Source organism: Ligilactobacillus hayakitensis DSM 18933 = JCM 14209, assembly GCF_000615845.1.
GTDB lineage: Bacteria > Bacillota > Bacilli > Lactobacillales > Lactobacillaceae > Ligilactobacillus > Ligilactobacillus hayakitensis.
In genome coordinates, this window is the sequence record NZ_BAML01000048.1 from 1 (window position 1) to 7,859 (window position 7,859).

The 7,859-nt window shown below is 32.9% G+C and carries 5 protein-coding genes and 1 pseudogene; 3 read left to right on the forward strand and 3 right to left on the reverse strand.

Going from position 1 to position 7,859, the window contains the following annotated elements; genetic code table 11:
* Window positions 1–307 precede the first annotated feature (307 nt).
* The 3 genes from JCM14209_RS08100 to JCM14209_RS08110 form a co-directional block, all read right to left on the reverse strand.
* Window positions 308–556 carry a zinc ribbon domain-containing protein gene (locus JCM14209_RS08100; RefSeq protein ID WP_025022974.1) on the reverse strand — a complete coding sequence of 83 codons (249 nt, stop codon included), beginning with the start codon at window positions 554–556 and terminating at the stop codon, window positions 308–310.
* Window positions 557–2,603: 2,047 nt separating this feature from the next.
* On the reverse strand, window positions 2,604–3,632 hold the full coding sequence (locus JCM14209_RS08105) for a replication initiator protein A (protein ID WP_025022975.1): 1,029 nt from the start codon (window positions 3,630–3,632) through the stop codon (window positions 2,604–2,606).
* A gap of 288 nt (window positions 3,633–3,920) precedes the next feature.
* Window positions 3,921–4,688 carry a replication initiation protein gene (locus JCM14209_RS08110; protein WP_025022976.1) on the reverse strand — a complete coding sequence of 256 codons (768 nt, stop codon included), beginning with the start codon at window positions 4,686–4,688 and terminating at the stop codon, window positions 3,921–3,923.
* A 1,140-nt stretch (window positions 4,689–5,828) separates the two neighbouring features.
* On the opposite strand from JCM14209_RS08110, the gene JCM14209_RS08115 reads away from it, so the two are divergent.
* From JCM14209_RS08115 to JCM14209_RS08125, 3 genes and pseudogenes are all read left to right on the forward strand, one after another.
* A complete protein-coding gene (locus tag JCM14209_RS08115) occupies window positions 5,829–7,034 on the forward strand; it encodes an acetate kinase (RefSeq protein WP_025022977.1) in 1,206 nt (401 codons plus the stop codon).
* A 109-nt stretch (window positions 7,035–7,143) separates the two neighbouring features.
* Window positions 7,144–7,428, forward strand: coding sequence for an NAD-dependent epimerase/dehydratase family protein (locus JCM14209_RS08120; RefSeq protein WP_025022978.1), 285 nt, complete (start codon window positions 7,144–7,146; stop codon window positions 7,426–7,428).
* 73 nt (window positions 7,429–7,501) lie between these two features.
* Window positions 7,502–7,750: pseudogene (locus tag JCM14209_RS08125) on the forward strand (cupin domain-containing protein); the annotation flags it as partial.
* Between the last annotated feature and the right edge of the window lie 109 nt (window positions 7,751–7,859).

A 7,859-nucleotide genomic window follows, 5' to 3' on the forward strand; every position in this document is an offset into this window, starting at 1 on the left:
AAATAATATTTATGTTATTATGTCATTGCCTAATCTTATTTTACTTCCTATCATTATATCCTTCCCTACTTTAGTGAACCCAACTATCTTTCTTTTCTTATCAGGCTTGTTTGATAATGATTATTAATATCCACAATTCCACATGCTCACGTTTTTTATTATCCTCGCTGTTTCTGTCACAGTTTGCATAGATACAGCCCCCCTACTAGCATAGCCTGTACGTCTTGCACCTAATTACCAATTTCTTAATAGCCGCCAGTTGCCCATAGACTTGATCCTAATTTGATATGCTAGGATTTTTCTTTAGCTATTTTTCTAATTCTTTGGTTAGAATATGATTACTGGCATTCCAATTTCTAATGTGGTGCTTATGACAATTAGGACATTCCCACTCTTTATTTTTGAAAGTTAATTTGTTAGTCTCATTTTTACCCAAAACAAAGCCACATTCATGACATGTTTGTATAGTATTTCTAGGATTGACAGTCATGAATACTCTTCCGTAGAATTCTGCTTTATATTCCATTCTTATTAAAAAACGTTCACCAACCGACATCAGAAATTGACATCACTAAAGTAGAGAGATTTACGCTTATTTTCCATTAAAATTTCGCTAAGCTTATTTCAAATTTAGAAAATAACACATAAAAAAAGAGCAGTTGCCTGCTCCAATTTACCATTTCTCAATCCTTTGCGTTTGTGTTATATGTTAATGGTTATATATTAATATATTCACCATACATTTACATTATGTTCAAACTGCTAAAACTAACTTATTGTTTCAGTATTTTACGCCATTTATCCGCAGATTGCTTCTTTTATACATACTCTTCACTTGTGTTAATGTTAATGGGTATATATTATATTAATTGATAGTACATTGTAAATATGTTATTTCCAGGGGATTTTTCTAATCATCTATAACATGCTTTGTGTTCTGTTTTATCTCCATATCATACCATATTCCTTGGTAACATTCTCTGTAGATCACCTTTAGCACAAAAGGCCACTTTTTCCTTACTCGCATTTAAATTCTTGTTTCTTTATAAACTACCCAATATACCATGTAGAATAAAATCTCATTAACTTGCCATCAACTCAGATTCCACTTTTACCGTAAAAAACGGCGAGAATGCTCCCACTTCCAGCCTTGATTCGTCAGGGTGGCTAAGTGGGGAGAGTTCAATTGTATTCAGAATCATCTATTGCGAAATAAAAAAACACTGACCGTCTTTATTATTTCAAATCACACGATTAAACAGAAATCAGGATATAAAAAAAGAGCATTTCAACTGCCCTCCAATCTTATATATCATTCTATGCATTTGTGTTATATGTTAATGGTTAGTGTATTTATATATGTTATAGACATTAGTATAATATATAGCTTCTAATGAATTTTTTATTTACTGCATTAACCACAGCATCATTTTATCTTTATAATTAATACAAACTTCTGCTTTGTGTTAAATGTTAATCTATAATTCATTTATATATGTATAATAAATTAACATAATCAACTACCAGCCATTTACTTCAAGCTAACTCTCATTAATCCAAATTCATTCGATTTATATGTTCGTAATAATTATAAAAATAAAAATAAAAATAAAACCAAAATCAATAATAAGAAAATCATCCTAAAAAAGATCCATTTTCCATCTTCAAAGAATGGTATCCTATTTCTAACTATCAAACTATTCATTTGTGTTAAATGGATTATGGTAATCTATTTAACATTATATATAAAATATTACCATTAACCATTCATCGTACATCGTTTTAATTATAGTTAACGACAATTCTGCCTAAAAGTCTGCTCAATTTAGTATCAAAAAACAAAGCTGCATTATCTCATTAACTTTCTCAGAAATATAACTCTCATCCAAAATAGCATGATCAAATTAGCCCATATTAATTTGATCTTTGAAAAAGAGCATATATTTCCTTTTCACGCATTCGAATAAGACTTTTACTTTTTGACGAACGTCTTGTATTATCAGGATTATTTCCAAATATATCAATGTTATAAAAAGGGTCTTTATTCTCTTAACCGCTAAAATTATAAAAAACGCAAGCCAATTTCATCAAAAAATTCCTGGGTACTTATCAGATTATTTCTTACTTAATAAGATTTACTTCTCTTTAAAAAAGGATAATTAAACAACCTATGAATTTGTGTTAAATACATATACATAATATTTAATTAACTAACATTATCCATAGTGTATATGTAGTCCATACTTAGTTCCCTGACATAAACTCGTTAAGTCTGAATACCACTGCAATTTAGTACTCGTTTATCATTTAATAATTTCAATACTACATAGCTAATTATAACTAAATACTTATAGTTCTAAAAATGTTTCACAGTATTTATGTCATTTTGGTATTTAAACTCTTATTTTGAGTTACAATAGGCGATTTTACGCTGTCTTTGCTTCTTAATGCAGTATTATTTCTAATCCCTCTAAAGCGATACTAGGAGATAGAACCTCAAAAAAGAGGGCGGTTGCTTTTAGTTGGCTTCAAAACTTGAAATTAAGCGTAATTTAACTCAGATTTCCCCTGAAAACTTTGAAAAATACCTGAAAAAGGGCAGTTTAAGCCGAGAAATTCATTAATAATTTCAAGTCAATTTGATCGTCTTCGCTTAATTCATAATTATCATTCAAGAAGTTTTGGACCGCACTTGCCATAAAGTTACGAAGGTATACGTACATAAAGCGTTCTTTGTTTTTAATTACATTGTTTTGCTTAAATAAAGCTTCACTAATACGGAGTAAGGCTGATTCTAAGCCTTTTGTCATCACATTGTTAGTTTCAAATCGAGTTGCTTTAGTTGCAGCATCATCATACATCCAAGTAGGACTTGTAAATAAACGGTTTGTTACTTGACTTTTAGCTTTAAAGATCATGTCAAATAAAGCTTTGGCTTCTTTGTAAGAATTGTTAGTTAGAATACGTACTCTACCAGCTACTTGAGTTGAAATCATGTTACTTAAACGATTCATTAAAGAATCAACGGCTGTTTTTTCAAGGGAAACAGGATCTTTTGGTTTTGGCTGTTCGTCAATTACAACACTATCTTTGAGACCTGATTCATTTGTTTCACTTGTAATATTTAATTTAGATTGTTTAGAGTTAGATTGATTTATAGGCAAAATTTGCTTTTCCGTAGGTGCAAAATCTGCAGGAACGTTAGCGTCAACTTGCGTGTTTGTTACTTGAGGTTTTTCAAAGCTAAAGTTAGCCCATGGTAAAATAAGTTCAACATCAGCTGGAGTTTCTTGTGGTTGGTTCACGTAGATCTTAAAATTCTTCAAACCATTGCGAACAACATGAATTAAGCCGCACTTAATTAAAGCAGAACGTAATGAAGAAACTTTACGCACTGAAATTCGTAAGATTTTTGCAGCTTCTTCGTTAGAAAAGTAGACAAAAACCCCTTGTTCATCAACAAAAGTAGGGTTGTCATTGTCAGCGTGGTAAGCTGAAACTTGCTGACGTTGTTGATAAAGTGAATAAAGCATCAAAGCGTCGTTTGATAAATGTTGGTACGCTGGATTATTGATTAAATCAGCGTTGATTGGTAAAAATGCACGATTTTGAGTAGCTGATAACATTGTCATTTTTGATTACATCCTTTCAAGTAACAAACTGATCACAAGTCACCTAAAAATAGTGCATTAGAAATAATTTAATGATATAATGTAATTATTAATTGAAAGCATCACAAAAAGAGGTCATTTGACCATAACTTTCAATTTTTAAACATATTGGTAGTATGTTTTTTTATTATTCTAAATGCTTTTTCATGGTGGTACATGAATCAGTTATTTATATTTTTGGGTTAAGCGGCTTATTTGGTAGATAGGTCGCTTTTTTTGAACCCTGGTCAATAAGATTTTGGTAGAATCTTAGTTTTGCTCATCTAAAAGTGAGATTTGACGAGGTTCAGAGAGGTTACGTAAAATTCGTTGTCCAATTTTAAAACGGTAACCGATAATTTTATGTGACTTTCCACTATCTTGAATCGCGGTGATTTCAAAGGGTGAAAAGTAATTTTGCATGATTTCTGTAACTTTAGTTAAAATCGTTCGGTTAATATCTGTTGGGCGGTATGATTTTGGAATCGCGAATAACTCGCGGAAATTTTCGATGTTCATATCGAAAGTTTCATTTTCATGTTCACGCGCCAAACGAAAGGCTGTCTTAGCGTATTTTGATTTAATCGAAGTAAATTCTTCAATATCAAAATTAGTTACGAAGCCTTTCGCAAGATCATTAACGATATATCTAAAATCTTCGTTGACAGCCACAGTTAGATTTTGCTGTGCGCTGTCGATTTTGAAAGTAGGAAAGAGTGTAAACTTGATAATTTCAGACTTGTTTTGCACACGAACATTAAGGGTCGCAAGTTTTGAAGTCATGTTATCAAGTGATTTTACAAGCTCTTTATTTGATGTCTTTTGGAAATTAGCGAGCTCTCTAATTTGGTTAAAAGAAAGCTTAGTTTTTCTTTCGTCAGTATCTTTGACCTGACTTAGAATCGCAAAAAACATATTTTGTTCACTTTCATTCATAAACCCAACCGGAATTCGGTTAAGATCATTATCATAACGAACTTCAGTTGTGTTTGGAAAACTAGTAGTAATTTCCTGTGAAACATTTTCGTTTTCAGACATCAAATTCACCTCTTTTTTGTAATTTGGAATTAGAGCTACTAAGGGCTCATTTATTCCCTAAAAGTATTATAATCATTAACAATTAATAATTACAAGGAAATCGGCAAATTCATAGACTGTTTTTACACAGCGAAAAGCGATTATTTTTAAAAAGACTATTTTTACACATCCAAATCAAAAAGCTTGCTTTAATAGGCTTTTTATTGGGTGTTTTTTTTATATCCTTTTTTTACACTTCGAAGTTCGGTGTGTAAATACGCCTTTTTTTTACACTTCGAAAAATTTTTTTGACTTTTTTTTCTGTGAATAAACCTTGATAATATAGGATTCTGTGGATAACTAGCAGCAAAAAACACGCTTTCGGTGTGTAAAAGTAGTCTACAAATTTATGAGTGTGTAAAAATAGTCTGTAAAAAAACAGCAAATTTACGTACCATTTCGGAAAGATTGCTATTATATCAAGGTTTAATCTTGGAAGTGTAAAAATAGATCAACGCTTCACCGCAAACAGGGTCGGAGTGTAATAATAGTCTAAGTTTTTGTAGACCATTTTTACACTCTTAAAAAAATGCCGCTATATCAACGATGGAAATTTTTAGCCTAACTTTCAAAGGAAAAAACAAGAACTTTTTCACTGTGTAAAAGTAGTCTTTTTTTTCGCCCCCCATGATATAAAATCCTGAAGTTGGGCGAAAATAACGGGTTTTAAGTTCGGAGTGTAAAAATAGTCTAAAGTAAGAACTAATCTCCAGCAATAAGCGTAACATCTTTTTTCGAAGTGTAAAAAGGGTCTAAATTACAATTTTAAGGAACAGACTATCTTTACACCGTCACAAAAGTTGATATCAAAGGGTTCTTGAAATTGAAAATCAGGAATACAAGATTTATTAGGGGTGGTCGGAGTGTAAAAAAAGTCTATTAACTTTGTGTATTGTGTTAATGTTTTGTATATATAACATGTGTGGTATGGGGGATGGGAGTGTAAAAATATATGTTTGCATACTATATTTAGATTATTTTTACACTCCCAACACAAAATATGTTGAGTTTATGAAACATTTCACAAACTCATAATGACTTATGATATAATATGGGTGGAAAATTTATTTATTTATTGAAAGATAATGGGGTGAAAGAACCATGCAAAAAATTATCGTAATTAATTCAGGAAGTTCAAGTCTTAAATTTCAAATTTTTGAACATCCCGGCAAAAAAGTTCTCGCTAAAGGTTTAATTGAAAGAATCGGGTTAGAAAATTCAGTTATTACTATTAAATATGGTCAAGAACAAAAATACACTGATACGAAGACGATAAAAGATCACCATGTCGCAGTTTCATTACTCTTAGATTTACTTCAAGAACTTGAAATTGTGACTGATTTAAATGAAATTGTTGGAGTGGGCCACCGGGTTGTTGCTGGAGGAGAATACTTCAAGCATTCAGTGCCAATTGATCAACACGTCATTGATCGCATTGATGAATTGACGGAATTAGCACCGCTTCATAATCCTGCTAACTTAGTGGGGATTAAGGCTTTCAAGAAATTATTACCAAATGCGGTGAGCGTTGCTAGTTTTGATACTGCTTTCCACCAAAGCATCCCTGAAGTTAACTACATGTATAGTGCTCCATATGAATGGTATGAAAAATATAAAGTTCGTCGTTATGGTGCACACGGAATTAGTCACCGTTATGTTGCAAACCGTGCTGCTGAAATGATGGGCAAACCGCTTAAAGATTTACGCTTGATTACATGTCACTTAGGTGCTGGAGCTTCAATTACGGCGGTTAAAGATGGAAAGTCATTTGATACTTCAATGGGATTCACCCCATTAACCGGGATTACCATGGCAACTCGTTCCGGAGATATTGATGTTTCCTTAGTAGTTTATATGATGAAAAAACTTAAGGTGAAGTCAGCTTCAGAAATCTTGTACATCTTAAACAAGGAATCTGGCTTCAAAGGAATCTCAGGAATTTCTGCTGATATGCGTGATGTTGAAGAAGCAGCTTGGCATGAAGGAAATAAACGTGCGAGATTAGCGCTTGATATCTTTGAAAAAGACGTTATTAAATATGTTGGTCAATACATGGCTGAAATGGGTGGCGTTGATGGCGTTGTCTTTACAGCTGGTGTCGGCGAAAACTCACCGGAAATTCGTGAAGCTATCGCTAATATGATGGGCTTTTTAGGCGCTAAACTTGATCATGAAAAGAATCAAGGCAAAGGCGAAGCTATCATTTCAACGCCAGATTCAAAGGTTGCGTTACTACGCATCCCTACAAACGAAGAATATATGATTTGCTGCGACGTGGAAGAAATCCTCGCTCAAAGTGGTAAATAGAATAAACTAAAATGAAATCTGCTGCCGATCTAGGAAGCAGATTTTTTTAACATTGAAATATCTATGTTAAAATTAAACACATTAATTAATAAGGAAGGAAAGGACAAAAATGAAATTAGCGATTACAGGGGCAACGGGGCATTTAGGAAGTCAGTTAGCCCGTCAATTATCTGAAGCAAAAATCGAAACACGCTTGTTGGCTCGCCGCCCAGAAGCAGTTGAAAAATTACCCTATACAACGGTTTTTGAATCTTATTATGACAACAGTGAAATCACGCTTAATTCTTTGAAGGGCATCGAAGTCTTTTCAGGGCGCGAGTCACAAAATCGTGTGGCTGAACATAAAGCGTTGATTATAAAACGGGCGCAAACCTCTGATTTTAATCAGGGTTAAGCCGCTAAACTAATTTATCTATTTTTTACCATAGTAACCTTTAAGTTGTCTTCTCATTTCTACGAGCCAAGTGCCAATGTATAATGTGACGTTTGAACCGGGATGCCGCAATAACTGGCACATTCACCACGCTAAAAGTGGCGGCGGTCAAATCTTAATCGCAGTCGGGGGCCGTGTTTTTTACCAAGAAGAAGGCAAAGAACCCGTTGAAATGCTTCCAGGTAAGGTAATCAATATTCCTGCCGGAGTCAAACATTGGCATGGGGCCGCTGATGATAGTTTCTTTTCACATATCGCAATTGAAGTTCCAGGGGGAAATTAACTGTTAACAAAAATATAGAATAAGGTAGAAAAAAGTTGAAATATAAATTATAATAAACCATAGAAATAAAAAATGTAGGTGGTTTATTATGGCAATGTTAAAACCAAAA